The 26,843-nt window shown below is 54.6% G+C and carries 23 protein-coding genes and 1 pseudogene; 9 read left to right on the top strand and 15 right to left on the bottom strand.

The features are described 5' to 3' along the window. Positions 1-363: 363 nt before the first annotated feature. The gene (locus QVF11_RS26300; RefSeq protein WP_287860546.1) at positions 364-855 is read right to left on the bottom strand and encodes an REP-associated tyrosine transposase; all 492 of its coding nucleotides are present in this window, start codon (positions 853-855) and stop codon (positions 364-366) included. Between the two features lie 98 nt (positions 856-953). Continuing rightward, positions 954-2,177 (bottom strand): peptidase T, encoded by a 1,224-nt coding sequence (gene pepT / locus QVF11_RS26295; protein WP_112216652.1) that lies wholly within the window; start codon positions 2,175-2,177, stop codon positions 954-956. Between the two features lie 257 nt (positions 2,178-2,434). On the opposite strand from pepT, the gene potA reads away from it, so the two are divergent. From potA to QVF11_RS26265, 6 genes and pseudogenes are all read left to right on the top strand, one after another. Further along, positions 2,435-3,571 (top strand): spermidine/putrescine ABC transporter ATP-binding protein PotA, encoded by a 1,137-nt coding sequence (gene potA / locus QVF11_RS26290; RefSeq protein ID WP_112216653.1) that lies wholly within the window; start codon positions 2,435-2,437, stop codon positions 3,569-3,571. After that, complete coding sequence (gene potB, locus QVF11_RS26285; protein ID WP_112216654.1) at positions 3,555-4,412, top strand: spermidine/putrescine ABC transporter permease PotB; 858 nt, start codon at positions 3,555-3,557, stop codon at positions 4,410-4,412. Before potA ends, potB begins: the two co-directional genes overlap by 17 nt. Then, positions 4,409-5,194 (top strand): spermidine/putrescine ABC transporter permease PotC, encoded by a 786-nt coding sequence (potC, locus tag QVF11_RS26280; protein ID WP_112216655.1) that lies wholly within the window; start codon positions 4,409-4,411, stop codon positions 5,192-5,194. The genes potB and potC overlap by 4 nt, the downstream gene beginning before the upstream one ends. Beyond that, positions 5,191-6,237, top strand: a complete 1,047-nt coding sequence (potD, locus tag QVF11_RS26275; protein WP_112216656.1) for a spermidine/putrescine ABC transporter substrate-binding protein PotD — start codon at positions 5,191-5,193, stop codon at positions 6,235-6,237. The genes potC and potD overlap by 4 nt, the downstream gene beginning before the upstream one ends. Before the next feature lie 184 nt (positions 6,238-6,421). Next, positions 6,422-6,879 (top strand): annotated as a pseudogene (locus QVF11_RS26270) (DUF3592 domain-containing protein). Next, complete coding sequence (locus tag QVF11_RS26265) at positions 6,876-7,658, top strand: TPM domain-containing protein (RefSeq protein WP_287860540.1); 783 nt, start codon at positions 6,876-6,878, stop codon at positions 7,656-7,658. The pseudogene QVF11_RS26270 and the gene QVF11_RS26265 overlap by 4 nt, the downstream one beginning before the upstream one ends. Positions 7,659-7,706: 48 nt before the next feature. Here the strand turns inward: QVF11_RS26265 and QVF11_RS26260 are convergent, their stop codons facing one another. From QVF11_RS26260 to pdxA, 8 genes are all read right to left on the bottom strand, one after another. Further along, entirely contained in the window at positions 7,707-8,000 is a 294-nt protein-coding gene (locus QVF11_RS26260; protein ID WP_112216659.1) for a hypothetical protein, read from the bottom strand. Between the two features lie 220 nt (positions 8,001-8,220). Beyond that, positions 8,221-10,224 carry a transketolase gene (gene tkt, locus QVF11_RS26255; RefSeq protein WP_287860536.1) on the bottom strand — a complete coding sequence of 668 codons (2,004 nt, stop codon included), beginning with the start codon at positions 10,222-10,224 and terminating at the stop codon, positions 8,221-8,223. Positions 10,225-10,242: 18 nt separating this feature from the next. Then, positions 10,243-11,193: a transaldolase gene (tal, locus tag QVF11_RS26250; protein ID WP_287860533.1), complete on the bottom strand. Its 951-nt coding sequence runs from the start codon at positions 11,191-11,193 to the stop codon at positions 10,243-10,245. 30 nt (positions 11,194-11,223) lie between these two features. After that, positions 11,224-11,682: a ribose 5-phosphate isomerase B gene (gene rpiB / locus QVF11_RS26245; protein WP_110277152.1), complete on the bottom strand. Its 459-nt coding sequence runs from the start codon at positions 11,680-11,682 to the stop codon at positions 11,224-11,226. Between the two features lie 39 nt (positions 11,683-11,721). Continuing rightward, the gene (locus tag QVF11_RS26240) at positions 11,722-12,096 is read right to left on the bottom strand and encodes a PTS glucitol/sorbitol transporter subunit IIA (RefSeq protein WP_112216795.1); all 375 of its coding nucleotides are present in this window, start codon (positions 12,094-12,096) and stop codon (positions 11,722-11,724) included. A 1-nt stretch (position 12,097) separates the two neighbouring features. Continuing rightward, positions 12,098-13,117, bottom strand: a complete 1,020-nt coding sequence (locus QVF11_RS26235) for a 2-keto-3-deoxygluconate permease (RefSeq protein WP_112216796.1) — start codon at positions 13,115-13,117, stop codon at positions 12,098-12,100. A 91-nt stretch (positions 13,118-13,208) separates the two neighbouring features. After that, positions 13,209-14,927, bottom strand: coding sequence for a four-carbon acid sugar kinase family protein (locus QVF11_RS26230; protein ID WP_287860528.1), 1,719 nt, complete (start codon positions 14,925-14,927; stop codon positions 13,209-13,211). A gap of 35 nt (positions 14,928-14,962) precedes the next feature. Then, the gene (gene pdxA / locus QVF11_RS26225; RefSeq protein WP_142465010.1) at positions 14,963-15,970 is read right to left on the bottom strand and encodes a 4-hydroxythreonine-4-phosphate dehydrogenase PdxA; all 1,008 of its coding nucleotides are present in this window, start codon (positions 15,968-15,970) and stop codon (positions 14,963-14,965) included. Positions 15,971-16,215: 245 nt separating this feature from the next. Here pdxA and QVF11_RS26220 point away from each other — a divergent pair, with 245 nt between their 5' ends. Together QVF11_RS26220 and QVF11_RS26215 are read left to right on the top strand one after the other, a co-directional pair. Next, positions 16,216-17,010, top strand: coding sequence for a triose-phosphate isomerase (locus QVF11_RS26220; RefSeq protein WP_287860525.1), 795 nt, complete (start codon positions 16,216-16,218; stop codon positions 17,008-17,010). Between the two features lie 41 nt (positions 17,011-17,051). Then, positions 17,052-18,014, top strand: a complete 963-nt coding sequence (locus tag QVF11_RS26215; RefSeq protein ID WP_110277146.1) for a sugar-binding transcriptional regulator — start codon at positions 17,052-17,054, stop codon at positions 18,012-18,014. Between the two features lie 33 nt (positions 18,015-18,047). Here QVF11_RS26215 and cobB read toward each other — a convergent pair whose 3' ends face one another. The 5 genes from cobB to lolC are packed head-to-tail and all read right to left on the bottom strand — an operon-like array spanning position 18,048 to position 22,984. Beyond that, the gene (gene cobB / locus QVF11_RS26210; protein WP_112216800.1) at positions 18,048-18,872 is read right to left on the bottom strand and encodes a Sir2 family NAD+-dependent deacetylase; all 825 of its coding nucleotides are present in this window, start codon (positions 18,870-18,872) and stop codon (positions 18,048-18,050) included. A gap of 14 nt (positions 18,873-18,886) precedes the next feature. After that, positions 18,887-19,798, bottom strand: a complete 912-nt coding sequence (nagK, locus tag QVF11_RS26205) for an N-acetylglucosamine kinase (protein WP_112216801.1) — start codon at positions 19,796-19,798, stop codon at positions 18,887-18,889. Positions 19,799-19,846: 48 nt separating this feature from the next. Next, positions 19,847-21,091 (bottom strand): lipoprotein-releasing ABC transporter permease subunit LolE, encoded by a 1,245-nt coding sequence (gene lolE / locus QVF11_RS26200; RefSeq protein ID WP_112216802.1) that lies wholly within the window; start codon positions 21,089-21,091, stop codon positions 19,847-19,849. Then, positions 21,091-21,792 carry a lipoprotein-releasing ABC transporter ATP-binding protein LolD gene (gene lolD / locus QVF11_RS26195; RefSeq protein WP_110277142.1) on the bottom strand — a complete coding sequence of 234 codons (702 nt, stop codon included), beginning with the start codon at positions 21,790-21,792 and terminating at the stop codon, positions 21,091-21,093. The genes lolE and lolD overlap by 1 nt, the downstream gene beginning before the upstream one ends. After that, positions 21,785-22,984, bottom strand: a complete 1,200-nt coding sequence (gene lolC, locus QVF11_RS26190) for a lipoprotein-releasing ABC transporter permease subunit LolC (protein WP_112216803.1) — start codon at positions 22,982-22,984, stop codon at positions 21,785-21,787. Before lolC ends, lolD begins: the two co-directional genes overlap by 8 nt. 304 nt (positions 22,985-23,288) lie before the next feature. On the opposite strand from lolC, the gene mfd reads away from it, so the two are divergent. Then, positions 23,289-26,735, top strand: a complete 3,447-nt coding sequence (gene mfd, locus QVF11_RS26185) for a transcription-repair coupling factor (RefSeq protein ID WP_287860518.1) — start codon at positions 23,289-23,291, stop codon at positions 26,733-26,735. The last annotated feature ends 108 nt before the right edge of the window (positions 26,736-26,843 follow it).

Below are 26,843 nucleotides of genomic sequence, written 5' to 3'. Positions count from 1 at the left end.
CTACGGTCGAGCTCCGGGTTTGCGTACCGAACCGTTTGTTTTGCCCGGTGGCGGCTAACGCCTTGCCGGGCCACGGACCAGGCTCCGGATTTGCGTACCGACCCGTTTGTTTTGCCCGGTGGCGGCTAACGCCTTACCGGGCCACGGACCAGGCTCCGGATTTGCGTACCGACCCGTTTGTTTTGCCCGGTGGCGGCTAACGCCTTACCGGGCCTACAGGGCCGGGCTCCGGGTTTGCGTACCGAACCGTTTGTTTGCCCGGTGGCGGCTAGCGCCTTACCGGGCCTACAGGACCGGGCTCTGGGTTTGCGTACCGAACGCTGACCGGTAGGCCGGGTAAGGCGTGAGCCGCCACCCGGCGTTCTATCTGCGCTCTCCGGCGTCAAAATCGGCAACTTCCCCCGCCCAATCAGACGAATACAACCCCGTGAGAACATCGCGATGAAAAGTTGAATACGGCCAATCAATGACTCTCTTCACATAACCATGCTTCACCGGGTTGATATAAACGTAATCTATATGCCGCTGGTAATCTTCTTCGTTGCGAATCGCATGCTCCCAAAAACGCGGCTGCCAGACTCGCCGCATCTCTAACTCACGGGTGAAGATTTTTTTGATATCCCGCCAGCGTCCCGAATAATCGGTGTCGCCATCCGGCAACGTCCAGATACAGTGCATATGCTCAGGTAAAATAACCCATGCATTAATCAGAAAGGGCTTTTTGCGTTTGATAAGCGCGGTGGTGGCACGCAGTTTTTCAATGTGCCGGGTCAGGAGATTGCTTTGGCGGTTTTGCAGATTTACCGTGAAGAACCAGGTGCCGCCGGGGATATAACTACGGCGATAATTTGACATCAGAGGTTCCCTCCTCTTCAGCTTATATGGACTGTTTTTGCCCGGTGGCGGCTAGCGCCTTACCGGGCCTACAGGAGCTACAGGACCGGGCTCTGGGTTTAGCGTTTTGCCGTCAGCTCGGCGATACGCACAATCACCTGCACCGCTTTTTCCATGCCTTCGAGGGTCACGAACTCATGCTTGCCGTGGTAGTTATAACCACCGGTAAACAGGTTCGGGCACGGTAAGCCCATAAAAGAGAGCTGCGCGCCGTCGGTGCCGCCACGAATCGGCTTCATTTCCGGCTCAATATGGCAATCCACCATCGCCTGACGAGCAATCTCGACCACGTGCGGGTGCGCCATCACCTTCTCATGCATATTGTAATAGCTGTCCTCAATGATCAGCTCAATATAGCAATCCGGGTGCAGCCCTTTGCCAACCTTCTTGGCGATCTCCATCATTTTGCGTTTGCGGGCTTCAAACTGCTTACGGTCAAAATCGCGGATGATATAGTGCATATCCGCACGGTCGACAGTACCTTTGATATTGGCCAGATGGTAGAAGCCCTCGTAGCCTTCAGTGGTTTCCGGTGCTTCATCGGCGGGCACTTCGGCATGAATTCGTGCCGCCAGCGACAGCGCATTAACCATCACACCCTTCGCGGTGCCGGGATGCACGTTATTGCCGACGATCTTAATCGTCACCGACGCGGCGTTAAAGTTTTCAAACTCCAGCTCACCCACGCCGCCGCCATCGACGGTATAGGCCCAGCGGGCGTCAAACGCGGTGACGTCAAAATACTTCGCCCCTTTGCCGACCTCTTCATCCGGGGTAAAGGCCACGCGAATATCGCCGTGGGGAATGTTCTTCGCCTTTAGCGTTGCCAGCGCGGTCATAATCTCGGCAATACCCGCTTTATCATCAGCGCCGAGCAGGGTTTTACCATCAGTGGTAATTAATGTCTGTCCAAGCAGTTGGTGCAGCACCGGAAACATCACCGGAGAAAGCACTTCGTCACCAATACCAAGAGCAATATCGCCGCCGCGGTAGTTTTCAACAATCTGCGGATTGACGTTCTTGCCGCTGAAGTCTGGCGACGTATCAACGTGTGAAATAAAGCCAATGGCCGGAATATCGCCCGCGACGTTAGCCGGCAGGGTGCCCATGACTGTCCCTTTCTCACTTAGCGTCACATTGACGAGTCCCATTTCTTCCAGCTGCGCCTGGAGCAGGCGTAACAGCTTCCACTGCCCTTCGGTGCTCGGAACCTGACGCACGCCAGACTTCGATTGCGTGTCCAAAGAAACGTACTGCAAAAAACGCTCAAGCAATTTATCCATGTAGCCACCCTCTTCTTTTGTGACAACATTATTGATAAGCCGGAAAAGACAAATATTGCGTCAGGTCATTTTTAGCCCGGCAAATGAGAATTTAATACATTTCGAACGATAATGTTGTAAAGGTAGTTCATCGTGGCGCATCAATCATTGGCGATTACAATCGTTTGCCGTAGAATGCTTGCCCTTATTATTTCATGTGCAAACCCAAAGGTGGTTAACCACAAACCCCGCATCGGTAAGCTTTCCGCTGCGTCTACATGGGACAGAGTCAAAAATTGAATATACAACCGCGTTCGCGTTCGCCGCTGGTTCAACTGGCGGGAATTCGCAAAAGCTTTGATGGTAAAACGGTAATATCCGACCTCAATCTGACCATCAACAACGGTGAGTTTCTCACCCTGCTTGGCCCCTCTGGCTGCGGTAAAACAACCGTTCTTCGTCTTATCGCCGGACTGGAAAACGTCGATAGTGGCCATATCCATCTCGAAGATCACGACATCACCCATATCCCGGCGGAAAACCGTCACGTTAACACCGTTTTTCAAAGCTATGCGCTCTTTCCGCACATGACGGTATTTGAGAACGTTGCCTTTGGCCTGCGCATGCAAAAAACCCCGGCGGCGGAAATTGCCCCCCGCGTCCATGACGCTTTGCGCATGGTGCAGCTCGAAGAGTTTGCCCAGCGTAAACCGCATCAGCTTTCCGGTGGGCAACAGCAGCGCGTAGCGATTGCCCGAGCTGTGGTTAATAAACCGCGTCTGCTGCTGCTTGATGAATCCCTCTCTGCGCTGGACTACAAACTGCGCAAGCAGATGCAGAACGAGCTGAAAGCCCTCCAGCGTAAGCTCGGTATTACTTTCGTGTTCGTCACTCACGATCAGGAAGAAGCGTTAACCATGTCCGATCGCATCGTGGTGATGCGCGACGGAAAAATCGAGCAGGACGGCACGCCGCGTGAAATCTACGAAGAGCCGAAAAACCTGTTTGTCGCCAGCTTTATCGGCGAAATCAACCTCTTCAATGCCACGGTTATCGAACGTATCGACGAGCAGCGAGTGCGTGCGAACGTTGAAGGCCGTGAATGCAATATCTACGTCAACTTTGCCGTCGAAAAAGGCCAGAAGCTCAACGTGTTACTGCGCCCGGAAGATCTGCGCGTCGATGAGATTCACCACAGTAACGAGGCAGATGGCCTGATAGGCTATATCCGTGAACGTAACTATAAAGGCATGACGCTGGAGTCGGTGGTTGAGCTGGAAAACGGCAAGATGGTAATGGTCAGCGAATTCTTTAATGAAGACGATCCTGACTTTGACCACTCTCTCGACCAGAAAATGGCCATTAACTGGGTAGAAAGCTGGGAGGTTGTGCTGGCTGATGAAGAACACAAGTAGATTCCAAAATGTGGTGATTGCCACCATCGTGGGCTGGCTTGTGCTGTTTGTCTTTCTGCCCAACCTGATGATTATTGGCACCAGCTTCCTGACCCGCGACGATATCAATTTCGTCAAGCTGGTCTTTACGCTGGATAACTACGCGCGCCTGCTCGACCCGCTCTACTACGATGTGCTTCTGCACTCTCTGAATATGGCGCTGCTGGCGACGCTGGCCTGCCTGGCGCTCGGCTATCCCTTTGCCTGGTTTCTGGCGAGATTGCCCGAGAAAGTGCGTCCGCTGCTACTGTTTCTGCTGATCGTGCCCTTCTGGACCAATTCACTGATTCGTATCTACGGACTGAAGATTTTTCTCAGTACTAAAGGTTATCTCAACGAGTTTCTACTGTGGTCAGGGGTTATCGATACGCCACTGCGCATCATGTACACCCCCTCGGCGGTGATTATCGGCCTGGTCTATATTCTGCTGCCGTTTATGGTAATGCCGCTCTACTCCAGCATCGAGAAGCTCGACCGCCCGCTGCTGGAAGCAGCGAAAGATCTGGGTGCCAACAAGCTGCAAACCTTTATCCGCATCATTATTCCGCTGACCATGCCGGGCATTATTGCTGGCTGCTTGTTGGTGATGCTCCCGGCGATGGGGCTGTTCTACGTTTCTGACCTGATGGGCGGCGCGAAGAACCTGCTGATCGGTAACGTGATTAAGAGCCAGTTCCTCAACATTCGCGACTGGCCTTTCGGCGCGGCGACCAGCATTACGCTCACGTTGGTGATGGGCCTGATGCTGCTGATTTACTGGCGCGCGGCACGTTTACTGAATAAAAAGGTGGAGCTGGAATGATCGGTCGACTGCTGCGCGGCGGCTTTATGACCGCCATTTACGCGTACCTCTATATCCCCATTATTATTCTGATCGTTAACTCGTTTAACAGTTCACGCTTCGGCATCAACTGGCAAGGCTTCACTACCAAGTGGTATAGCCTGTTGATGAACAACGACAGCCTGCTGCAGGCAGCGCAGCACTCGCTGACCATGGCGGTGCTGTCAGCAACTTTCGCTACGCTTATCGGCTCGCTGACCGCCGTGGCGCTGTACCGCTATCGCTTTCGCGGCAAGCCGTTCGTCAGCGGGATGCTGTTTGTGGTGATGATGTCGCCGGATATCGTGATGGCAATTTCGCTGCTGGTGCTGTTTATGCTGATCGGTATTCAACTCGGCTTCTGGTCGCTGCTGTTTTCGCATATCACTTTCTGCCTGCCCTTTGTGGTCGTCACAGTATTCTCGCGCCTGAAGGGCTTCGACGTGCGGATGCTGGAAGCAGCGAAAGATCTCGGCGCCAGTGAGATAACCATTCTGCGCAAGATTATTTTGCCGCTGGCGCTGCCCGCGGTGGCTGCAGGCTGGCTGTTGAGCTTCACCCTGTCAATGGATGACGTGGTAGTCTCTTCGTTCGTTACCGGTCCAGGTTATGAAATCCTGCCGCTGAAAATTTATTCGATGGTCAAAGTTGGGGTATCGCCAGAGGTCAATGCGCTGGCGACCATTTTGTTGGTTCTGTCGCTGGCAATGGTGATTGCCAGCCAGTTAATTGCACGTGATAAAACTCAGGGGACGTTAAAATGAAAAAATGGTCACGCCACCTGCTCGCTGCGGGCGCTCTGGCAGTCGGAATGAGCGCCGCGCACGCGGACGATAGCAAAACGCTCTATTTCTACAACTGGACCGAGTACGTACCGCCGGGCCTGCTGGAACAGTTCACCAAAGAGACCGGCATCAAGGTTATCTATTCGACCTACGAGTCGAATGAAACCATGTACGCCAAGCTCAAAACCTACAAAGATGGCGCTTATGACCTGGTGGTGCCGTCCACCTATTTCGTCGATAAAATGCGCAAAGAGGGCATGCTGCAGAAGATCGACAAAAGCAAGCTGACCAACTTCGGCAATCTCGATCCTGAAATGCTGAACAAACCGTTCGATCCAAATAACGACTACTCGATCCCCTACATCTGGGGCGCGACGGCGATTGGCATCAATAGCGACGAGATCGATCCGAAAACCGTCACCAGTTGGGCGGACCTGTGGAAACCGGAATATAAAAGTAGCCTGCTGCTAACCGACGACGCGCGCGAAGTGTTCCAGGTCGCGTTGCGTAAACTGGGCTACTCCGGCAATACCACCGATCCGAAAGAGATTGAAGCGGCGTATAACGAGCTGAAAAAGCTGATGCCTAACGTGGCGGCGTTCAACTCGGATAACCCGGCGAACCCGTATATGGAAGGCGAAGTGAACCTCGGCATGGTGTGGAACGGCTCTGCATGGGTGGCGCGCCAGGCCGGTACGCCGCTGGAAGTCGTGTGGCCGAAAGAAGGCGGCATCTTCTGGATGGATAGCCTGTCGATCCCGGCAAACGCCAAAAACGTCGACGGCGCGCTGAAGCTGATCAATTTCCTGCTGCGCCCGGAAGTCGCCAAACAGGTGGCGGAAACTATCGGCTACCCGACGCCAAACCTCGCCGCGCGTAAGATGCTAAGCCCGGAAGTCGCTAACGATAAATCGCTCTACCCGGACGCCGATACGATTCAAAAAGGCGAATGGCAGAACGACGTCGGTAGCGCCAGCACCTTGTATGAAGAGTATTATCAGAAGCTGAAAGCGGGTCGTTAATCGCACCAGCCTGCCGGGCTTCGGTTAAGTTTAATACCCAAAATAATTCGAGTGGCATCACGGCGGCAACTAAACGCATCCCCGGGAGCGTACAAACAGTACGTGACCGGGGTAAGTGCATGCAGCCAACAAAGATGCAGCTTGAAGTATGATGGGTATTAATGTGTTACAAGGATAAGTACACATGAAACAAGACGGCAAAGTTCTTTATTATATCTTCCTCAGCATTGGCATCGTGACGATGCTCATCTCCGCCGCTATTTTTATTATCAATATCGCGCCAACAGCAACGTTATCCATACCACCGGTATTATCGTTGATACCGAATTGCGCAGAAGCAACCCCAACGCCAAAGGGACAAAACGCAACAAAGCCACCTGGCGTCCCGTTGTCGCCTTCCGCCCGACGCCGGATTACACGCTCATTTTTAAATCAAAGAGCGGTAATTCCCTTTATGAAAACAGCGAGGGAGAAACCGTCGATGTTATTTATCCTCCCGGACAACCGCATCAGGCCAGGATCCATAGCCCATGGATGAATTTTTTTAAATGGGGTTTTTTAGGTCTTATTGGCATCATTTTTACCGCCGCCAGCCTGCTTATTCACCCTTCCTCTAAAAAGAAACGGAGGATAGTCCAGTGAGAAAATTCATTATCCTGTTCTGTGGCCTGTTCTGTCTTTCACTCGCTTATTCCGCCAGCGCAGTTTCAACGCCCGATATTGAAGGATATCTTACTGATACCACCAATACGGTTTCCAGTAAGAGCGACATTATCCAGCGCGCTGAGCGTTTCAAAAAGCAAACAGGGATCGCGCCGTTTATTCTGTTAACCACGCAAGAGACCCTTTTGCAGGCGAAAAAAACACAACTACTGCAATCGGCAAAACGACTGGCTGATGAAAATCAGGGCTTCCTGCTGCTGATTATCACCACCGATAGCCGCCAGGTTGAGCTGATTGCGGACCCGAAGGCGCTGCCTCGTCTGCAAGCCAGTCACGCGGCCTTAATCATTGAGAATCACACCCTCGCCTACTGGCAGAATGGTCTGTGGTTCCAGGGGCTCAATACCGCGCTGGACGTACTACAGGCGGCGCTATTACAGCAGCCCACGCCGCCGCTCACCTGGTATGCTTCGTCGGATGCGCCCTACAAGAACGATTTGCCCGGCCATCCGCTCGGTTTTCTCTTCTGGGTGCTGGCGTTTATGGCCTTCACATGGTGTTTCCGCTTCACCACCCGCTGGCGCTATGCGCTGAAGTTCACGCTGGCCATGACGATAGCCAACCTCTTTTATCAGGCCCTGTGCCTGTTCTTAAGTCACGGCGTGCTCTCACTGCACAAAATTGCTCCGCTATGGGCGGTGCTTATCGGCTTCTGTACCTTTCTGGCCACCTGGCTATGGACGCGCAAGCGGCACTGAATTTACCCCGCTGGCCCGATTTCAGCCAGCGGTGGCTATAGTGAATGGTTACGCTCTTAGCGGATGAATTCTCGATTTAACCAATGCTTCCTCAACGTCAAAATCCGCCAGCGGGTAGTTGGTCGCCACCAGATAAAATCGGCCATCTTGCGCTGGGTATTCATGTACGTTGTAGTTCACCATTTTGGGCTGCACGGAGGCGGAATCTGCATTGGCGGCGTAACGCTGAACCGGCGTTGAGTATTTCGAACGGACCTGGAGAGAGTGGGTTTTAATATCACTGTAGATTTCACCGTGATGTTCGTCGCCGAGAATAAGGTAGTCAACATACTCAGTGGCCATGGTTATATTCCTTCTCTGTTACTTGAGTTAAGGAACATGCCACAAATGAATATTTGATAATGCCTCGTTAGTCACAATGTTATTTTTTTGTAAATCAAAAACAGTGTTGAAAATTCCCGGGAGCGGTGCTGCGCACCTGTCCGGGCTACCAGACCGCACCGGCCCTGTAGCCCAGGCAAGGCGCGGCCTTACCGCGCCGTACCCGGGTGGGGTGAAAGGACTACAGCAGCGCTTTCGCTTTGGCGACAACGTTATCCACGGTGAAGCCAAACTCTTCAAACAGCAGCTCAGCCGGAGCAGATTCGCCGAAGGTAGTCATGCCGACGATAGCGCCGTTCAGGCCCACGTATTTGAACCAGTAGTCAGCGATGCCCGCTTCAACTGCTACGCGAGCAGAGACCGCTTTCGGCAGCACGGCTTCACGGTAAGCGGCATCCTGCTTGTCGAATGCGTCGGTGGACGGCATGGAAACCACCCGCGCCTTCACGCCTTCGGCAGTCAGTTTTTCGTAAGCGGCTACCGCCAGCTCCACTTCTGAACCGGTGGCGATGAAAATAAGCTCTGGCTGGCCAGCGCAATCTTTCAGCACATAACCACCGCGGGCGACGTTCGCCAGCTGCTCTTCGGTACGTTCCTGCTGCGCCAGGTTCTGACGGGAAAGGATCAGCGCGGTCGGGCCGTCCTGACGCTCAACGCCGTATTTCCACGCGATAGCGGATTCAACCTGGTCACACGGACGCCATGTGGACATGTTTGGCGTGACGCGCAGGGAAGCCACCTGCTCAACCGGCTGGTGAGTCGGGCCATCTTCGCCCAGACCGATGGAGTCGTGGGTATACACCATCACCTGACGCTGCTTCATGAGAGCCGCCATACGCACCGCGTTACGGGCGTATTCCACGAACATCAGGAAGGTGGAGGTGTACGGCAGGAAACCGCCGTGCAGCGAGATACCGTTGGCAATCGCGGTCATACCGAATTCACGCACGCCGTAGTGGATGTAGTTGCCTGCAGTGTCTTCGTTGATGGCTTTAGAGCCGGACCAGATGGTCAGGTTAGACGGTGCCAGGTCAGCGGAGCCGCCGAGGAATTCAGGAAGCAACGGACCGAAAGCTTCGATCGCATTCTGGGATGCTTTACGGCTGGCGATTTTCGCCGGATTCGCCTGCAGCTTAGCGATGAACTCATTCGCTTTCGCATCGAAGTCAGACGGCATATCGCCTTTCATACGACGGGTGAATTCTGCCGCTTCCTGCGGGAAGGCTTTCGCATAAGCCGCGAACTTCTCGTTCCAGGAGGCTTCTTTCGCCTGACCGGCTTCTTTCGCATCCCACTGAGCATAGATATCAGACGGGATTTCAAAGGCCGGGTGTTTCCAGCCGAGTGCTTCGCGGGTCAGCGCGATTTCCGCGTCGCCCAGCGGTGCGCCGTGGGAGTCGTGGGTGTCCTGTTTGTTCGGAGAACCGAAACCGATGATGGTTTTGCACATCAGCAGAGACGGTTTGTCGGTAACAGCACGTGCTTCTTCCACTGCGCGTTTAATCGAGTCAGCATCGTGACCGTCCACGCCGCGCACCACGTGCCAGCCGTAGGCTTCAAAGCGTTTTGCCGTGTCGTCAGTGAACCAGCCTTCAACGTGACCGTCGATGGAGATGCCGTTGTCGTCATAGAACGCCACCAGTTTGCCCAGTTTCAGGGTACCGGCCAGGGAGCATACCTCGTGGGAGATACCTTCCATCATGCAGCCGTCGCCCATGAAGGCGTAAGTGAAGTGGTCAACAATGTCGTGGCCCGGACGGTTAAACTGCGCCGCCAGCGTTTTCTCCGCAATCGCCATACCCACCGCATTGGCAATACCCTGCCCCAGCGGACCGGTAGTGGTTTCGACACCCGGGGTGTAACCCACTTCCGGATGGCCCGGCGTTTTGGAATGCAGCTGGCGGAAGCTCTGCAAATCGTTCAGTGATACATCGTAGCCCGTCAGATGCAGCAGGCTGTAAATCAGCATCGAGCCGTGACCGTTGGAAAGCACGAAGCGGTCGCGATCGGCCCATGCCGGGTTGTTCGGGTTGTGCCGCAGGAAGTCCCGCCACAGGACCTCCGCAATATCCGCCATCCCCATCGGCGCGCCGGGGTGGCCGGAGTTGGCTTTCTGTACCGCATCCATACTCAGGGCACGCAGCGCGTTGGCGCACAGGCGGCGGGTATTATTCGTTGTGTTCATCAGGATATTCCCCACGCCTTACAGCATCTGCTGAATCTGGTTTTCCAGTTTGACCTGATCGACGGCGAACAGCCGGATCCCCTCAGCCAGTTTTTCCACCGCCATCGGATCCTGGTGGTGCTGCCAGAGGAACTCCGCCTGGGTCATCGGGCTGGGACGGGTTTCCGTCACGTTACCAGGCACCAGTTGACGGGTCAGCGCACCTTCGCTGGCGGCCAGCTCATCAAGCAGCGCCGGGGAGATGGTCAGACGGTCACAGCCCGCCAGCGCCTGGATCTGCTCAATGCGGCGGAAGCTGGCCCCCATCACCACGGTGTCGTAGCCGTGGGATTTGTAGTACTGGTAAATCTGGCGCACGGAAACCACGCCCGGATCGCGGTCCACCTGATACTCCGCCTGCGGCTGATTTTTCTGATACCAGTCGTAAATACGCCCGACAAACGGCGAGATTAAAAAGACGCCCGCTTCGGCGCAGGCCCTCGCTTGAGCAAAAGAGAACAGCAGGGTCAGGTTGCAGTTGATGCCGCTCTGCTCCAGCTCTTCGGCGGCACGAATGCCCTCCCAGGTGGCGGCAAGTTTGATAAGGATACGATCCGGCCCAATGCCGTTCTTTTCGTACATCTGGATGAGCTTGCGCGCTTTCGACACGCACATCCCGCGATCCCAGGCAAATCGGGCATCGACTTCTGTCGAGATACGCCCAGGTACGTGGCGCAGCACTTCGCTACCGATATCCACCGCCACCTGATCGCAGGCGTTAATCAGCTGCGTTTGTGCGCTGCCGCCCTGCTGACGGGCTTTGCCGATAGCGTCAGCAATCAGCGCCTGATACTGCGGCAGCTGGGCGGCCTTGAGCACCAGAGAAGGGTTGGTGGTCGCATCCTGCGGGGCAAACTTTTTAATCGATTCAATATCGCCGGTATCGGCAACAACCGTGGTGTATTTTTTCAGCTCGTCTAACTGGCTCATAGTCTGTTCCTTATATTACGACTGCGGATATTAATCTCTGGCGTGCTGGTGTTCGTAATAATCGATACGCTCTACTTTCGATGCAGAGCCGCCGCCTTCATATTCGGATTCAAGCCATGCCTGAATAATTTTCTTACCCAGTTCCGGGCCAATTACGCGAGCCCCGAGGGTAATAATCTGCGCATTATTACTTTTGCGCGCCCGTTCGGCAGAGAAGGTATCGTGACACTGGGCCGCACGAACGCCCGGCACTTTATTCGCCACAATGCTCATCCCTATACCTGTGCCGCAAATTAAAATGCCGCGATCGTGCTCGCCCTGCTTAATCGACATCGCCACCGCATGGGCAACATCCGGATAGACCGTACTGCCCTGGCGTTTATCGCTGCTGTAATCCGCGACGTTAATTCCCTGCCCATTCAGATAAGCGACGATAGCGTCGCGGAAAGCATAGGCGGCATCATCCGCACCAATAGCGATTGTTTTCATGGTAGTTTCCTTAATTTAACAGTACGTCTTAATTCAGTTTTAATTCAGATTCTGGTAGAAAGAAATTCGGTCGCCAGTTTGGATATATTGTGGTGATTCGCCACAAAGATGTACCGTCCCTGGTAATTCAGCGCTTACCGCCCCATCAAAATTTAATGTAATATGACCAAGCTGTTTTAAATTTGCCGTTGCAACACTGCCCACCGCAGTCACCCGATAAATAGTCTCATTTATTTTCATTATCTGCCCGGGTGATAATTCAGCCGTCAGCTCACTGCCCTGGTGTACGGCGCAATACATCGCAATATCGTCGGGAACGGAATCTGAGAATAAAATCAGTTTCTGCTCCTGTAGGTAGTTTTCGACGTATTCCCCAACAGCCGTGATAAGTAATGAATACAACGGCACGGTCATATTATTTGTTTCCTTTTGCGGCATGAGAAGATAATGCCACCTTTTCTTCATTCTCTTCTTTTTTTACCGGTTCAACGGCAGGGGCGCGCTTTTTCAGACGTTTATCGAACCAGGCCACCAGTATCGGTGCGGTGATCATGGTGATAATGCTCGCCGTCGCCAGCTGCGCAGTGGCGGCATCAACGTACATCGCCAAAGAAGGGTCAGCCTGAGCCACCATTGCTGGCGTCAGCGCCGAACTGGCGGCAGTCGTCCCCAACGCAGCACCCAGCGCCGTTTTCTTCTTCAGGAACAGGTTGTAGATAAAGTAGAACACAATGCCGGTTATCGCAGAGATAATACCCAGTAAGATCCCGGACAAACCGGCGGTAAAGACCGTATTGATACTGGAGTTTGCGCCGATAGCAAACGACATAATAATGATGATCAGCGGTTGAGCGGCGGCGCACAGCTGCTTGAAGCGCTCGTCGAGGTTACCCCACAACATGCCAATCAGCAGAGGGATCAGCATCGACAGCAGCGCGGCGAACGGGATATTAGCCAACCCGCTGACGCCCAGTACCATCATGGTCACGAACGGACCATCTTTGACGCAGAAGACCGAGATCGCCCCGGCATCGCTGGCATCGCCGTAGTTACTGCACAGCGCGATATACAACGAGCTGTTAGAGCTGGTCAAGCAGGCAATCAGCGCCAGCGTCGAAATACCCAGAAACCCATTAGGACCAAACATCGCCCCTGCGGCCCACACGGCCAGCGCACCGGCAAGGCATTTAAGGAACAATAGCACCGCGCCTTTATAGAGCGGCAAACCCGCCTGGCGAATATTAATCGAGGTGCCGCAAATCAGCAGGAAAATCCCCATCATCGCACTGGAACCGACTTTAAATAATGCAGTCGTCGGGCCGCCGATGCCCAGAACTTCAGGGGCAAAGGTATTAATAAGAATCGCCGCGAGCAACGGGATAATAATTAAACCGCCTGGCACCTTATTCATTTTTTCAAGTATATTTATGTTCATAGGGTAACTCATAAATTATGATTTAACAGAGATAACGACGCAATACTACCCGGACGACCATTACGCCGTTTTTAGTTATATGACTTCAGGGTTATTGCTGTGCTTCTTTATAAATTCTGTCAACGATAGTACTAATAATATCTTCCGGTCCGGTTAATCCGCCTTTGCCGACGCAAATCAACCCGGCATAATCGCCGCCGATAATACGCACCATATCGGTTTGCGGTATCACATAGTCAATCATTTCAATACCGGTAGCACCGAGTTCTTTCAGCACATTCACCATAGTGTCACCGCCGGTCATATACAGACCTTTAATTTCACCCGATGCGCAGTTAAGGACTTCACGTACGATATTGCCCAATCCCTGATTAATATTTTCTGCAGCCTGACCGTGTGCCAGGCCAAATCGCTGCTCTTCTTCCTGAAGATTCAATAACCGTCCGGTTAACGCAGATTCAAAAACAAACAGCGCGTTCTGCTGTGCCGGTACGCACTGCCGCGCATGCTGAACCACGCGATTAACTTCGATCTCAGCGGCGTTTTTCTTGTCGACCAGCAGCTCTGCATCAACTGGGATATGGCAAACCCTTTCATCATTGGCGATCAGATGCTGGAGCTGCCTTTTGGTCACCGGCGTTGCGCTCCCGGCGACGACCAGGATCGAGCCGCGCGGGTTTTCCGCTACCGCGGTCGTTGACGCGCTGTTGCGCGCTTCCCGCATCAGGCCACGACGCACCGCCAGCCGCTCGGTAAATGGACCCGGATCGACCGCCAGTACGTTCCAGTTCAGCGAAACCACCGCCCCGGCAATCGCGTCGACATCCTCAACCGTAATCGCATCGACCACGATAACCCGCACACCGCGCTGCTGCTGTTCCTGGAGATCCTGCTGAATCTGCCCCTCGCCTTTCATCACCGAAGCCAGCGCGATATGCCCGACCTGATGATGAGTCTGCGCCGCCAACAGCCCCGGAACCCACGACTCGGTCACCGGAGTACGTACATCGCGAGCCACATCGGTACGCGAGAGCGCAACGGAGTCAATCACCGAGTAGCCGCCAACCAGAATACGGCGCGACTGCGGCATCGCGGGGACCACTACAGCAACCGTTTCCAGCGGCAGCTGTTCCAGCATGGCGTCGATTTCAAAGCCAATACCGCCGCGCAGCGTCGTATCGATACGTTTGGTAAAGTAGTGCGCCCCGCGCGCCTGCAGCAGCTTCACCGCGGCGCTAACCTGATGCTGAGCTTCCGCTTTCGGCAGTGGACGGCTGTCGCTACTGACCACCATCGCCGGATACTCTACTTCGTTGCGGGCGAAAGATTCGGTATCGAAAAAGGCGGCGGTTTTCAAGCCGCTGCGCGCCAGCAGTACCCCAACGGTGGTCGCACCGGTCAGGTCGTCGGCAACGATCCCCAACTTACCGCCTTCTCCTTGCGGCCAGACCATTTCGATACAGGCTGGCGTGACGCCAGAAACATATATTCCTTCGTGAATAAACTCCGCCAGCGGGCCGCTTTTGCCGGTTGGATGCAGGTTAATCGTCGGAATACCGCGTTTGGGATAGAGACCGCAGCGCAGCGTGCCGCCGCAGTCGATAACCATCAGACCAATTTCCTCTTCCGGCGGCTCGCCGTTTTTAAAGACATCAACGGACGGCCAGCCAGTGAGCTCGCTCAGGCGTTCAACGACCGGGGGACAAATCCCCCCGGTAATATAAGCAATCTTTTTCGCCTGGCTAATATTAATGGTCAGCGGCCCACCCCAGCCCTTACTGCCCTTGCTAATCAACAGATGTTTTTCCATTTCTCTGCCCTTTTGCTTCGCATGAACGTCAGCGATTAGTGGTTTTTCATTTTCCAGTAGCGCGCCGCAGCCATGGTGGATTCCAGCATGCTGACGGTGCCCGCTTTACCCGTGCCTGCAATATCAAACGCCGTCCCGTGATCGACGGAGCTACGCATAAACGGCAAACCGAACGTGATGGTTACGGAACGCTCAAAATCGAGGGTTTTACAGGCGATATGCCCCTGATCGTGATAAAGAGAGAGGATGGCGTCATAGCGGCCCAGCTTGCCCAGATGGAACACGGAATCTGCCGGTACCGGACCGATGGCGTTAATGCCCATTTCCTGCGCTGCTTTAACCGCCGGGATCAGGTTATCGGCTTCTTCATGACCAAACAGACCGTTATCTGAACCGTGCGGATTCAGCGCGGCCACCGCAATGCGCGGGTTCTGGATATTCAGCGCAGTGAACTCATGGTGGATTTGCTGTACGCAAGCCAGCACGCGCTCTTTATTAGCGTAATCGCAGGCATCTTTCAGCGCCATATGGCGGCTGACGAAAAACACGCGCAGATTGTGGACGTGGAACATCGTCAGGCCGTAATCCGAATTGGTTTCAACCTGATAGATTTCGGTATGGCCCGGTAATTTGCATCCCGCCAGCTTGATGGCTTCTTTATGAATGGGCGCGGTAGAGACCACATCGATCAGGCCCGCTTTGCCCAGCTCGATAGATTTAAGGACATAGTCCAGCGACATTTGCCCCGCCAGCTTCTGCACTTTCCCCCATTCAATGCTCTCGCAGTCGTAATCACCGGTTTCCAGAACATCCAGCGTACCCCAGCTAAAGCGAGCTTCCTGCGGATGGGTAATTTTGTTGATCGGGAAATCACATCCCATGATCTTCATCGCTCTGGCGATAATAGGGACTGAACCAATTAAAAAAGGTTTGCACTCGTCGTAGACGCTTTTTTCCATCATCGTCGCGACTGAAATCTCTGGGCCAATCCCAGCAGGATCGCCAATGGTAAGTGCGACAACAGGTTTTTTCTCTTGTGACATCGTGGACCTCTCGTAGTGGAAATCAGTTTTTGTTCATATGTTCATTGGTGAATCATATGGTCAGAACATTACCTGATGATTGAGAGGTTATTAGTGATTTAGATCACATAAAAAAATCCATAGATTTATTTTATAAAAAAATGTGATCTAACATATGTTCATATAGTGATAAAAAGTTCAATCTCACTAACACGCGAACCCACTTTCACTACAAGCTATTGATTTATCTATTATGGAGAACAAAAATGGAACAAATCTGGTTAGGAACCAGCTGGAAAATGAACAAGCCGTTGTCTCAAGCCATGGCCTGGTGTGAAACGCTGACAGGGCGGCTGCCGGGGTTTTTACACCCGAAAATTCAACCGTTTGTTATCCCCCCCTTTACCGCAATTCATCCGGTTAGCCAGTATCTCCAGCAGCACCAAATCCCCTGTCTGACCGGGGCACAGAATATGCATGAAGCGGAAAACGGCGCCTGGACCGGTGAGATCTCCGCCGCCATGCTGGCTGAAACCGGCGCGACCCTGGTCGAACTTGGCCATTCTGAACGCCGGGGCGCATTTAATGAAACCGATGCCGCCATCAACCAAAAGGTGCATAGCGCCCTGCGCCACGGTTTGCGGCCGCTTATCTGCATTGGCGACAGCGCCGACGAGAAGCGCTGGCAGGTATCGCGAGAAACCGTGGTACGACAGATGAAAATCGCCCTGTATGATTTGAGCGAAGAACAGGTTTTACAAACTCTGGTCGCCTACGAGCCGGTATGGGCCATCGGCGAACACGGCACCCCAGCGACGCCGGAACAGGCCGCAGAGATCCACCGCGCACTGCGCCAGGCATTGTGTGAAACCTTCGGCACAGAGACCGGGCAGCGCATTCCCCTGCTGTACGGCGGTAGCGTCAATCGGCAAAATGCCGTAGAACTACTCCTTCAGGATGATATCAATGGGCTGTTTATTGGTCGTTCGGCATGGGATGCCAACGGCTATTGCGACATTGTTCAACGCGTTACAGAGGAATTTATTCTTCAGGCGCAGTAGTATTAGGGAGACATTAAAGATGGAAACACCAGGCGATAACTATGACTGAACAAGACTCAGATTATGCGCTGCTGACAGAAATTGCCGTGGCTTATTACGATCAGGAACAAACCCAGGAAGAGATTGCAAAGCGCTTTGGTATCTCGCGCATTAAGGTCGGTCGTTTGCTGAAGAAAGCCCGTCACGAAGGGATTGTCGAGATCAGCGTGAAATATCATCCGGTCTTCAGCTCGCAGATAGAGCAGCAGTTTATTTCCCATTTCGGAATCAAACGCGCGCTTATCGCCTTAGACCATCACGACGAGGATGAACAGCGCCAGCAGGTGGCGGCGCTGGTCAGCAACTATCTGGCCGGGATCCTCAAAAATGATATGACCGTGACCGTTGGCCAGGGACGCAATGTCGCCGCCGTCGCTAACCACGTGGGGATTTTCCCGGAACGCAACTGTCGTTTTATTTGCGGTATCGGCGGAACCAAGCGCGATAACCAGCTGATCGATGCCGATCACATCAGTCGAAACCTGGCACGCAAATTTAACGGCTTTAGCGAAACGCTGTACGCGCCAGCCTACGTCGAAACCCCGGAGCTGCGTTCAGCATTTATGCAAAACCGGTTGATTAAAGCTACGCTCGAACAGGCCAGCAAGGCGGACGTTGCCATTATTGGCCTCGGCGATATGAACGAAAACAGCTTTATGGTGCAGCTGGGCTGGTTCTCACCGCAGGAGATAGCCACCGCTCGTCAGGAACAAGGCGTGGTGGGCGATCTCGCGGGCTATAGCTTTTTCAATATTCAGGGCACGCCGGTTGATACGGTGATGAATGATCGGGTTATTGGCCTGAGCCTTGAACAACTGCGCACCATCCCCTGCGTGATTGCTATTGCTTCGGAAAGCACTAAATCAACGGCGATTCTCGGCGCGCTGCGCACCGGTGTAATTGACGTGCTGGCTACCAGCGCATCAAATGCCCGGGCAGTGATTAACATGCAGAAAGCGTTATAAAAAAGCCGCGCATTAGCGCGGCTGAGATTAGCATCAAAGTTCCTTCAACAGCTTACCGATAAATTCCGGGACGACTACGCTTGCCAGGCCATAGTGTTTTTCAGCAAATTCACTGCCCACCTGGCTTGGCTCAAGGTTTAGCTCCACCGTATGCGCGCCCTGTAGCCGCGCTTCATGAACAAACCCTGCCGCCGGATAAACGTGCCCGGAGGTGCCGATGGCGATAAAAATATCGCACTCGGCTAGCGCCAGGTAGATTTCATCCATATCCAGCGGCATTTCACCAAACCACACGACGTGCGGGCGCAGCGGCGCGGGGAACTGGCAGCAGTGGCATTTGTCTTCCGTCGTCACATCGCCGGTCCACTCCAGCACCTGCCCACTCCACGAACAGCGCACCTTCAGCAGCTCACCGTGCATATGTATCACCCGATGATTACCCGCACGCTCATGCAGGTTATCGATATTCTGAGTAACCAGCAGAAAATGATCGCCTAAGGCTTCTTCCAGCCGCGCCAGCGCCTGATGCGCCGCATTGGGTACGATGTCCGGGCTTTGCAGCTGGCGACGACGGTCGTTGTAAAACGACTGCACCAGCGCCGGGTCGCGGGCAAAGCCTTCCGGTGTCGCCACGTCTTCTACCCGATGCTCTTCCCACAGGCCATCAGCGGCACGGAAAGTTCTAATTCCCGACTCCGCCGAAATGCCCGCGCCGGTTAACACCACGACTCTTGGTTTTTCCATCGTCTCAGAGTTCTCCTTATCATCACCGAAGAAAATCCGCTGACGCAGACGGTCACGTAACCGGCGTTTGTTGCGGCGAAATCGGCTTAATCGATGTAAGCGGCGCGACTGCATAGCTACCTCTGTAATTAATGAGTCAGATGAAGGAAGGCCGCACCGCGCATTCCTCCGGCATCACCATGACGTGCACGCTCAATTCGTGGCACGCTGGCGACAGGGAGCAGATGTCGCGGCAGACGCTGCGCCAGCCCTTCGGTTATTGCCGTAAAGTTAGACAATCCTCCGCCAAGCACCAGCAGATCCGGGTCAACAATGGTTAAAATATTGCCCAGGCAAACCGCCAGCAGATCGAGATAGCGCTCGACATGCTCACGCGCTTTCGCATCGCCCTGCTGCCAGAGCGCGACGATCTCCGGCGAGGTTAAGGATTGTTGATAAAAATGTTCATACAGCCAGGCAAATCCACGGCCAGAAAGGTAATTTTCGATGCAGCCAAGCTGGCCGCAACCGCAGCGGGTCAGCGGAAAATCACGGCCCACCACTTCCAGCGCATCCACAGGCAGGCGGATATGGCCGAATTCGCCGGTAATATAGCGATGTCCGGTAATCGATTTGCCGTTGAGCACCAGACCACCGCCGACGCCAGTGCCAAGGATCATCCCCATCACCAGCGGGTATTGCGTAAATTCGTCGTCCCACGCTTCGGAAAGCGCAAAACAGTTGGCGTCGTTATCAAGGCGCACGTCGCGCCCCAGACGTTCGCTCAGATCCGCCCGCAGTTGCCTGCCGCTGGCAGCGGGAACGTTGGCGGCATACAGCGTGCCGTCCTCTGTTTCCGGCATTCCCGGAATACCAATTCCCACAGAGCCCTTGCAGCCAAAACGCTGATCGGCTTCCTGAACCAGTTCTTCCACCGACAGTAAAAAAGCCTCGTAGCTTTCTTTCGGCGTGGCGACGCGTTTTTCCCACTGCAATCGCCGCTCTTTATCAAATACGCCCAGCGCTATCTTGCTGCCGCCAATGTCAAATCCGTAGTACATTTCAGCAATTCCTCTTGATGCATCGGCAAAGCCGATCATGACGATAAATTACTGGCCACTCAGCACCCTCGCCGGGTCAATGCGGCTGGCGCGGCGGGCAGGATACCAGCTGGCCAGCAAACTCAGCAACAGTGCTGTCACCAGCACGTAAATGACGTCCAGCCAGTGCAGTTCAGACGGCAGGAAATCAATAAAATAGATGTCGCCGGAGAGGAATTTATGCCCGATCAAGTCCTCAATCCCGTTAATAATTGAGGTCAGCTTAAACGCGCAGATAACGCCAATCGCCACCCCAATCAGGCTCCCTACCGAACCGGCAAGTAAACCATACCATACGAAAATCGCGCGGATCAGGCCGTCTTTTGCGCCAAGCGTGCGCAGCACCGCAATATCGCCGCTTTTATCCTTCACCGCCATCACCAGCGTCGAGACGATGTTAAAGCAGGCCACGCCGATCACCAGCACCATCGCCAGATACATAATGGCGCGGATCATCTGAATGTCGCGATACATATAACCGTAGGTGCCAATCCAGCTCTTGATATAAACGTAGCTGTTGGTCACTTCGCCCGCGTCGCGCACCAGGGTATTCGCATGGAACACATCGTTCACCTTAAGCGCGATACCGGTCACGCTGCTGCCCATATCCAGATACTGCTGCGCATCCTGCATTGGGATCATGGCAAAACTATGATCGAGCTGACCGCTGAGCTGCAAAATGCCGGTGACATGAAGCCTGACACGCTTGGGTTGCAACAGTTGGTGATCGGCATCGGAGTTAGGGATCATGATCGAGACCCAATCGCCCTGCTTAACGTGCAGCGCGTCGGCAACGCCCTTACCGAGGATCACCTGCTGCTCACCGGCCTTGAAGCTGGCCCAGGCGTTATTCTGCACAAACGTTGGCAATGAGCTGAGACGACTCTCCTGCTGCGGGTCGACGCCCTTCACCTGAATCGCGCGCATATTGCTGCCGCTCTCCACCAGCCCGGTGAAGTTAATATAGGGCGCGGCGGCAACGATGCCTTTGACCTTTTCAACCTTCGTCAGCGCATCGTTCCAGTTGTTCCACGGCTGATTTACTGGCTCAATTTCACCATGTGGGACCACCGCCAGAATGCGGTTATTGAGTTCGCGCTCAAAGCCGTTCATCGCGCTCAAGCCGACGATTAACACCGCCACACCCAGCGCAATACCGATGGTTGAGATAACCGAAATCAGCGATACCATTCCGCCGCGTCGCCGCCCGCGGCTAAAACGCAGGGCAATCAATAACGATAACGGAGAACTCATTACTCGGCCCCCATCAGGGAGAGTTCAGCGGTCAAGTGCCCATCGCGCATCTCCAGCTGGCGGTTCATGCGTTTTGCCAGCTGCAGGTCATGGGTGACCACCAGAAATGCAGTGCGCTGGGCCACGTTCAGCTCGCCGAGAAGCTGGAAAATGCTGTCGGCGTTGCGTGCATCGAGGTTACCGGTAGGCTCATCCGCCAGCACCAGACGCGGTTTATTGACCAGCGCACGGGCAATCGCCACTCGCTGACGCTCGCCGCCGGAAAGCTCCGACGGGCGGTGGTCACTTCGATGCTCAAGCCCAACTGCGCGCAGCATCTCTTTGGCCTGGCGTTCGATATCCGCTGCCTTCTGTTTACCAATCAGCAGCGGCATCGCTACGTTTTCCAGGGCGGTGAAATCCGGCAGCAGGTGGTGGAATTGATAAATAAAGCCCAGCTCGCGGTTACGCAGGTCGGCACGAGCTGCGGCAGAAAGCTGGCTCATCGATTGACCGGAAAAAATAACGTCGCCGGAGGTCGGCGTATCCAGCCCACCCAGCAGATGCAGCAGCGTACTCTTGCCGGAACCGGAGGTACCGACAATCGCCATCATCTCGCCCTCTTCAATGCTGAAGCTGACATCATGCAATACATCGGTTTGCACGGTGCCTTCCTGATAGCGTTTGCACAGGTTGTCGCATTGCAGCAGGATCTTATTCATAACGTAAAGCCTCAGCGGGTTGAGTGGCGGCAGCGCGCCATGAAGGATACAACGTAGAGAGTAATGCCAGCACCATCGCCACCAGGGCGATAGAAATCACCTGTAGCGGCTCAATGGCTACCGGCAGCGCGGCACCATCAAGGAACGCGCCGATAATCGGCATTAAATTATTCAGCTGGCTGGCGAGCAGTGCGCCCAGCCCGGCCCCCAGCAGCGCACCGACAATCCCGGCGCTGGCCCCCTGGACCATAAAGACCAGCATGATTTGCCGCGGCGTGAGCCCGAGGGTCTGCAAAATTGCCACTTCACCCTGTTTCTCCATCACCATCATTCCCAGAGAGGTGATGATATTGAAGGCGGCGACGGCAATGATCAGGCTCAGCAGCAGGCCCATCATATTTTTTTCCATCCGCACGGCCTGGAACAGCTCGCCTTTACGCTCGCGCCAGTCCTGCCATTTAGTGCCTTCCGGCAGCGTTTGTTGACTAAGGGTATCAACCTGCAAAGGCTGACTCAGCCACAGACGCCAGCCGGTAATATTGCCCAGCGGGTAGCGCATCAGGCGAGAAGCATCGTCAATGTTGGTCAACATCTGATAGCCATCGACTTCACTACTGGCGGCAAAGGTGCCGATCACGTTAAACAGACGCTGGCTGGGAACCCGCCCCATCGGAGTGAACTGGCTGGCGGAAGGGACCATCACGCGGATCTGATCGCCGCGATTAACCCCCAGTTGTCCGGCCAACTGCTCGCCGATAATCACGTTGTATTTTCCAGGTTGCAGATCGCTTTGCTTAACGTTCACCAGATATGGCGTCAGAGGATCTTTCTGCGCCGGGTCGATACCCAGTATTACGCCAACCGCCACGCTGCGGGCGCTTTGCAGCACCACATCGCCGGTCGTCAGCGGCGCAATCCGGGTAACACCCTGTAATTTCACCGCGCTTTCCGGCAGCTTTTGCGGATCGATGGACCCTTGCTGGGCGCTAAGAATGGCCTGCGGCATCAGCCCCAGGATGTTGTTTTGCAGCTCGCGTTCAAAACCGTTCATCACCGAAAGCACGGTAACCAGTGCCATTACGCCAAGCGTAATGCCAATGGTCGAGAGCCAGGAGACGAAACGACCGAAGCGGTCAGCTGCGCGCCCGCGCATATAGCGAAGGCCAATAAAGAGTGCGGCAGGTTGATACATGTAATCCATCTGATTGCTGAAGCCGATGCCCGAGTATATAAGCGATTATGAGCAGCGTAAATGTCTGAAACCTGACGATTTTATTAGCAAACTCATTAAAAATTCAATATAAACAGCCACATAGATAAGTAAGTCCTTATTTATCTTTACGCTTATCAGAGTCCGTTACATTTTTGCCCAAAACATGACATTTGCGATACGGGTTGGCGAATCCAGGTCGATCGCGGATAATCACACTATTGAATATCAGCGAGTTGCCCTCCATATCGGCAGAGCGAATCCCCAAGAGATTATGATACCGTCTATGCCTGAACAAAACCGATACTCTCTGCCGGTCAAAGCCGGCGATCAGCGCCAGCTTGGCGAACTTACCGGCGCGGCCTGCGCGACGCTGGTGGCGGAAATGGCCGAGCGTCACGCCGGACCGGTGATCCTTATCACCCCGGACATGCAAAACGCTCTGCGGCTGAATGATGAAATCAGGCAGTTTACCGACAGCATGGTGGCTGGCCTGGCGGACTGGGAAACGCTCCCCTACGACAGCTTCTCGCCGCACCAGGATATTATCTCTTCCCGTCTCGCCACCCTTTATCAGCTTCCGACCATGGAACGCGGCATGTTGATCGTTCCGGTCAGCACCCTGATGCAGCGCGTCTGCCCGCATAATTTCCTTCATGGTCATGCGCTGGTGATGAAAAAAGGCCAACGTCTATCGCGGGATGCGCTGCGTTCGCAGCTTGATAGCGCCGGTTATCGCCATGTCGATCAGGTGATGGAGCACGGTGAATACGCCACGCGCGGGGCGCTGCTTGACCTGTACCCAATGGGTAGCGAGCAGCCTTATCGCCTTGACTTTTTTGATGACGAAATCGACAGCCTGCGTCTGTTTGACGTCGACAGCCAGCGCACACTGGAAGAAGTCGTCGCCATTAATTTGCTACCTGCGCATGAATTTCCGATTGACCAGGCCGCTATCGAACTTTTCCGCAGCCAATGGCGCGACCGCTTCGACGTGAAACGCGACGCCGAACATATTTACCAGCAAGTCAGTAAAGGCACACTGCCGGCGGGGATCGAATACTGGCAGCCGCTGTTTTTTAACGAGCCGCTACCGCCGCTGTTCAGCTATTTCCCGGCCAAAACGCTGATTGTGAATACTGGCGATCTGGAGGCCAGCGCCGAACGATTCCAGAATGAAACCCGCGCCCGCTTTGAAAATCGCGGCGTCGATCCAATGCGCCCGCTTCTGCCGCCGGAACAACTTTGGCTGCGTAGCGATGAGCTGTTTAGCGAGCTAAAAAAATGGCCGCGCGTGCAGCTTAAAACCGAGCGTCTGGCGGAGAAAGCCGCCAATACCAACCTCGGTTATCAGACATTACCCGAACTGGCAATTCAGGCGCAGAACAAAGCGCCGCTGGATAACCTGCGCCGCTTCCTTGAATCCTTCAGCGGGCCAGTGATTTTCTCTGTGGAAAGCGAAGGCCGTCGCGAAACGCTGGGCGAAATGCTGGCGCGGATTAAGGTGGCGCCGAAATATATTCAACGCCTTGAAGACGCTACCGGTAATGGCCGCTACCTGATGATTGGCGCGGCGGAACATGGTTTTATCGACAGCCAGCGTAACCTGGCGCTGATTTGTGAAAGTGACCTTCTGGGCGAACGCGTTGCCCGTCGCCGCCAGGATTCACGGCGCACCATTAACCCGGACACCTTGATCCGCAACCTGGCGGAGCTGCATATTGGCCAGCCGGTGGTGCATCTTGAGCATGGCGTAGGCCGCTACGCCGGAATGACAACCCTTGAAGCGGGCGGCATTAATGGCGAATACCTGATGCTGACCTACGCCAACGACGCCAAACTGTACGTGCCGGTGTCGTCGCTGCATTTGATTAGCCGCTACGCCGGTGGCGCGGAAGAGAACGCGCCGCTGCATAAACTGGGCGGCGACGTTTGGGCGCGCGCGCGGCAGAAAGCCGCCGAGAAGGTGCGCGATGTAGCCGCCGAGCTGCTGGATATTTACGCCCAACGAGCAGCAAAAGCAGGCTACGCGTTTAAACATGATAAAGAGCAGTACCAGCTATTCTGCGACGGCTTCCCGTTCGAAACCACGCCTGATCAGGCGCAGGCCATCAACGCCGTGTTAAGCGATATGTGCCAGCCGCTGGCGATGGACCGTCTGGTCTGTGGCGATGTCGGCTTTGGTAAAACTGAAGTCGCCATGCGCGCCGCTTTTCTGGCGGTTGAAAACCATAAGCAGGTGGCGGTGCTGGTGCCGACCACCCTGCTCGCCCAGCAGCACTTTGATAACTTCCGCGATCGCTTCGCCAACTGGCCGGTGCGCATCGAGATGCTCTCGCGTTTCAGAAGCGCCAAAGAACAGGCGCAGATCCTCGAACAGGTCGCTGAAGGGAAAGTCGACATACTTATCGGTACCCATAAGCTGCTGCAACCGGACGTTAAGCTGCGCGATCTTGGCCTGCTAATTGTCGATGAAGAGCACCGCTTCGGCGTGCGCCACAAAGAGCGCATCAAGGCAATGCGCGCCGATGTCGATATCCTGACCCTGACCGCGACGCCGATTCCGCGAACTCTGAATATGGCGATGAGCGGGATGCGCGATTTGTCGATTATTGCTACGCCGCCCGCCCGCCGTCTGGCGGTCAAAACCTTTGTGCGCGAATATGATGCTCTGGTGGTGCGTGAGGCTATCCTGCGCGAAGTGCTGCGCGGCGGCCAGGTTTACTATCTCTTTAATGATGTCGAAAACATCCAGAAAGCGGCAGACAAGCTGGCAGAGTTGGTACCGGAAGCACGTATCGCCATCGGCCACGGGCAGATGCGCGAGCGTGAGCTGGAGCGAGTGATGAATGATTTCCACCACCAGCGCTTTAACGTGCTGGTGTGCACCACCATCATCGAAACCGGGATCGACATTCCCACCGCCAACACCATTATTATCGAACGCGCCGACCACTTTGGTCTGGCGCAGTTGCACCAACTGCGCGGTCGTGTTGGTCGTTCGCACCATCAGGCCTATGCCTGGCTGCTGACGCCACATCCGAAAGCGATGACTACCGATGCGCAAAAACGCCTTGAGGCTATCGCGTCGCTGGAAGATCTCGGCGCCGGGTTTGCGCTGGCGACCCATGATCTCGAAATTCGCGGCGCGGGTGAACTGCTGGGTGAAGACCAGAGCGGTTCCATGGAAACCATCGGCTTCTCGCTGTATATGGAGCTGCTGGAAAACGCCGTCGATGCCCTGAAAGCCGGGCGCGAACCCTCTCTGGAAGATCTCACCAGCCAGCAGACGGAAGTTGAGTTACGGATGCCGTCACTGCTTCCGGACGACTTTATCCCGGACGTGAATACTCGCCTGTCGTTCTACAAGCGCATTGCCAGCGCGAAAAATGAAAACGAGCTGGAGGAGATCAAGGTTGAGCTTATCGATCGCTTCGGCCAACTGCCGGATCCGGCAAGAAACCTGCTCGATATCGCCCGTTTACGCCAGCAGGCGCAGAAGCTAGGGATCCGCAAACTGGAGAGCAACGAAAAAGGCGGTACCGTTGAGTTTAACGAGAAGAATCACGTTAACCCCATGTGGCTAATTGGCTTATTGCAGAAACAGCCTCAGCACTATCGACTTGATGGCCCGACGCGTCTGAAGTTTATGCAGGACCTTGCCGAGCGTAAAACGCGGATGGACTGGGTGCGTCAGTTTATGCGTCAACTGGAAGAAAACGCCACCGCTTAGCGGGATACGGGATACGGCCAGGACGCCGTGTCCCGCCCCTCCAACATGCTCTGCAAAATTTACAAACATTTTGCAATTCCTCTGCACTTCCCAACACTCGCTACGCCA

It is taken from the genome of Klebsiella sp. (assembly GCF_027492335.1).
Taxonomy (GTDB): domain Bacteria; phylum Pseudomonadota; class Gammaproteobacteria; order Enterobacterales; family Enterobacteriaceae; genus Klebsiella; species Klebsiella huaxiensis.
This window is presented reverse-complemented; position numbering and strand designations above follow the sequence as displayed.

Coding starts and splice junctions, on each gene's coding strand:
- pepT (WP_112216652.1), bottom strand. CDS start 2,177: ATGGATAAATTGCTTGAGCGTTTTTTGCAGTACGTTTCTTTGGACACG.
- lolE (WP_112216802.1), bottom strand. CDS start 21,091: ATGAGTTCTCCGTTATCGTTATTGATTGCCCTGCGTTTTAGCCGCGGG.
- potB (WP_112216654.1), top strand. CDS start 3,555: ATGAAGAACACAAGTAGATTCCAAAATGTGGTGATTGCCACCATCGTG.
- QVF11_RS26230 (WP_287860528.1), bottom strand. CDS start 14,927: ATGGAAAAACATCTGTTGATTAGCAAGGGCAGTAAGGGCTGGGGTGGG.
- potD (WP_112216656.1), top strand. CDS start 5,191: ATGAAAAAATGGTCACGCCACCTGCTCGCTGCGGGCGCTCTGGCAGTC.
- QVF11_RS26215 (WP_110277146.1), top strand. CDS start 17,052: ATGACTGAACAAGACTCAGATTATGCGCTGCTGACAGAAATTGCCGTG.
- cobB (WP_112216800.1), bottom strand. CDS start 18,872: ATGCAGTCGCGCCGCTTACATCGATTAAGCCGATTTCGCCGCAACAAA.
- QVF11_RS26240 (WP_112216795.1), bottom strand. CDS start 12,096: ATGACCGTGCCGTTGTATTCATTACTTATCACGGCTGTTGGGGAATAC.
- tkt (WP_287860536.1), bottom strand. CDS start 10,224: ATGAACACAACGAATAATACCCGCCGCCTGTGCGCCAACGCGCTGCGT.
- QVF11_RS26235 (WP_112216796.1), bottom strand. CDS start 13,117: ATGAACATAAATATACTTGAAAAAATGAATAAGGTGCCAGGCGGTTTA.
- QVF11_RS26260 (WP_112216659.1), bottom strand. CDS start 8,000: ATGGCCACTGAGTATGTTGACTACCTTATTCTCGGCGACGAACATCAC.
- tal (WP_287860533.1), bottom strand. CDS start 11,193: ATGAGCCAGTTAGACGAGCTGAAAAAATACACCACGGTTGTTGCCGAT.
- pdxA (WP_142465010.1), bottom strand. CDS start 15,970: ATGTCACAAGAGAAAAAACCTGTTGTCGCACTTACCATTGGCGATCCT.
- potC (WP_112216655.1), top strand. CDS start 4,409: ATGATCGGTCGACTGCTGCGCGGCGGCTTTATGACCGCCATTTACGCG.
- nagK (WP_112216801.1), bottom strand. CDS start 19,798: ATGTACTACGGATTTGACATTGGCGGCAGCAAGATAGCGCTGGGCGTA.
- rpiB (WP_110277152.1), bottom strand. CDS start 11,682: ATGAAAACAATCGCTATTGGTGCGGATGATGCCGCCTATGCTTTCCGC.
- QVF11_RS26220 (WP_287860525.1), top strand. CDS start 16,216: ATGGAACAAATCTGGTTAGGAACCAGCTGGAAAATGAACAAGCCGTTG.
- mfd (WP_287860518.1), top strand. CDS start 23,289: ATGCCTGAACAAAACCGATACTCTCTGCCGGTCAAAGCCGGCGATCAG.
- lolC (WP_112216803.1), bottom strand. CDS start 22,984: ATGTATCAACCTGCCGCACTCTTTATTGGCCTTCGCTATATGCGCGGG.
- potA (WP_112216653.1), top strand. CDS start 2,435: ATGGGACAGAGTCAAAAATTGAATATACAACCGCGTTCGCGTTCGCCG.
- lolD (WP_110277142.1), bottom strand. CDS start 21,792: ATGAATAAGATCCTGCTGCAATGCGACAACCTGTGCAAACGCTATCAG.
- QVF11_RS26300 (WP_287860546.1), bottom strand. CDS start 855: ATGTCAAATTATCGCCGTAGTTATATCCCCGGCGGCACCTGGTTCTTC.